The organism is Paenibacillus lignilyticus (assembly GCF_017942085.1).
Taxonomy (GTDB): domain Bacteria; phylum Bacillota; class Bacilli; order Paenibacillales; family Paenibacillaceae; genus Paenibacillus_Z; species Paenibacillus_Z lignilyticus.
Window position 1 is genome coordinate 1 of record NZ_JAGKSP010000053.1, and the last position, 612, is coordinate 612.

General features: G+C 67.6%; 1 protein-coding gene. It reads left to right on the forward strand.

The features are described from left to right. Positions 1-146: 146 nt before the first annotated feature. Positions 147-551 carry an SRPBCC family protein gene (locus I8J30_RS32660; protein WP_338044992.1) on the forward strand — a complete coding sequence of 135 codons (405 nt, stop codon included), beginning with the start codon at positions 147-149 and terminating at the stop codon, positions 549-551. The last annotated feature ends 61 nt before the right edge of the window (positions 552-612 follow it).

The following is a 612-nucleotide window of genomic DNA, read 5'->3' on the forward strand; positions in this document are numbered from 1 at the left end:
AGCTTCTCGGATCTGGCGATGACGGCGGCAAGAGCGGCGGCGGGGGCGGCAACGGCGGCGGTGGCGGTTCGAGTGGCGGAGGTTCGAGCGGGGGCGGCAGCTCCAAGTCGAATCTCATCTGCGAGGACGTCGACGTAGGTGTGCCGGTGCGGGTGGCGTACGACCAGTGGACGCAGTTCGAGGAGTTCGCCAGTCTCACCAAAGGCGTCGTGAACGTGGACACAGAGGACGACGCCGTCACCAACTGGCAGGTCAAGGTCGCCAAGTCGAACCGCAGCCTCAAGGCGACGATCACGGAGCAGATCCCCGACGAGCGCATCGCCTGGCGCACGGAGGGCGACAAGGGCACGGTGAAGGGCGTCGTCACCTTCCACCCGCTCGGAGACCGCCTGACCCGCGTGCTCCTGGTGCTCGAGTACTTCCCGCAGGGGTTCTTCGAGAAGACCGGGAACATCTGGCGCGCCCAGGGCCGCAGGACGCGGCACGATCTGAAGCTGTTCCGCAAGACCGTGATGATGAGCGGAGAGGCCACCGACGCCTGGCGCGGCTAGACCCGCGACGGCGAGGTCGTGGTGGACCACAAGGAGGCCGTGGAGCGCGAACGCGATCGGC